Source organism: Elstera litoralis (genome assembly GCF_000963705.1).
Taxonomy (GTDB): Bacteria; Pseudomonadota; Alphaproteobacteria; order Elsterales; family Elsteraceae; genus Elstera; species Elstera litoralis.
In genome coordinates this window covers 1-915 of sequence record NZ_LAJY01000779.1, presented here as the reverse complement: position 1 = coordinate 915, position 915 = coordinate 1, and the positions used below count along the sequence as shown (strand labels likewise).

At 60.9% G+C, this 915-nt stretch carries 3 protein-coding genes; all 3 read right to left on the bottom strand.

What is annotated here, in order from left to right; all coding sequences use genetic code 11:
- Window positions 1–449: acyltransferase family protein (locus tag VZ95_RS19735; protein WP_156995445.1), on the bottom strand; the 449-nt coding region annotated here is incomplete at its 3' end.
- The gene (locus tag VZ95_RS26225; protein ID WP_198148427.1) at window positions 446–727 is read right to left on the bottom strand and encodes a VOC family protein; all 282 of its coding nucleotides are present in this window, start codon (window positions 725–727) and stop codon (window positions 446–448) included. The genes VZ95_RS26225 and VZ95_RS19735, both read right to left, overlap by 4 nt.
- A complete protein-coding gene (locus VZ95_RS29515; protein ID WP_408606114.1) occupies window positions 724–849 on the bottom strand; it encodes a VOC family protein in 126 nt (41 codons plus the stop codon). Before VZ95_RS29515 ends, VZ95_RS26225 begins: the two co-directional genes overlap by 4 nt.
- Window positions 850–915 lie beyond the last annotated feature (66 nt).

Sequence of the window (915 nt, the reverse complement as noted above, 5' to 3'; positions counted from 1 at the left end):
TATAACGTCCAGAAACTCAGCTCCAAGATCGGTCTTGGTTTGCCGATCAGCAACGCCCAGAACTCTGGTTCCAAAAACGTAAGCCCCGGCAAAAGATCGCGGAGGCTCGGTAAGCCCAGCGGCCGATGGGGGAAGAGAAAACTCCCGCCATAATTCACGAACGACAGGATCAGCATTGCCGGAAACAACCGCAACCAGCGCCGAAAGATAAATCCCCGGAAGTCCTGGCTGCCGCGCAACGACAAAGCGATCACAAAGCCGGAGATCATAAAGAAGAGCTGAACCCCTATCCAACCATCGCTGAGGATCGGGGCCGTCATGAAGCGGTCCCCAAAGGGGTGAAGCCTCGGCCAGCGGCTGTAGCTGTGAAAAAAGACGACTAATAGAATGGCAACGCCGCGCAGACCGTCGAGATAGAGAACCCGAGGACGCTCAGAAGGAAGCATCATGCGAACCGCTCCGCCTCCTCCACCGTAAACGCGACATGCTGGCCGTGGGCGAGTTCCAAGGTATTGCCATCGGGATCGGCCAGCATCGCCCAATAGCCGACCGGCGGACCGGAGTCTTTTGGCGCACGGCGCAGGCACCCCGCCGCCTCGGCCATCCCCGCCAGACGATCCACCTCCGCCCGCGACGGGCAGGCGACGCCGAGGTGCCCGAACGGCCCCAGCGGCGTGTCCCGCGTATTAGGCGACTCCACCAGCACGATCACGAACGGCCGCGTCAAATCGGAGAGCCAGGCGACAGCGCGGCCACTCTCGCATCGGTGCGGTGATGCACCACTTTCATGCCGGCATAGGTTCGATAAAAATCGAGACTGGCCGGAAGGTTCCGCACTGCAAACGCCACATGGGTGAGCCCCAGATCCGCCGCCGCCACGCTCAACCGACCTTAGAACGGAATTTCGTCGTCGAT